Annotated in this window: 1 protein-coding gene; it reads left to right on the forward strand. The window is 67.9% G+C overall.

What is annotated here, in order from left to right:
• Nucleotides 1–37: 37 nt before the first annotated feature.
• A partial coding sequence (locus SB771_RS35905; protein WP_410722153.1) for a response regulator occupies nucleotides 38–252 on the forward strand: 215 nt, incomplete at its 3' end.

Below are 252 nucleotides of genomic sequence, written 5' to 3' on the forward strand. Positions count from 1 at the left end.
GGTGGACGACAATCCCGATTCCGGGGATACGACGGCCATGGTGCTCGAGAGCTTTGGCGCGCAGGTCCGGATCGCGCGCAACGGGGCCGAAGCGCTCGCCATGCTGGTCGATTTTGCGCCGCACGTCATGCTGGTGGACATCGGCATGCCGGACATCGATGGCTATGAGGTGGCGCGGCGCGTGCGCGCAGGCCCCGCGGGGCAGGACATTGCGCTGATTGCCATGACGGGCTGGGGGCAGGACGAAGACCG

It is taken from the genome of Burkholderia sp. SIMBA_051, assembly GCF_046534915.1.
Taxonomy (GTDB): domain Bacteria; phylum Pseudomonadota; class Gammaproteobacteria; order Burkholderiales; family Burkholderiaceae; genus Burkholderia; species Burkholderia ambifaria.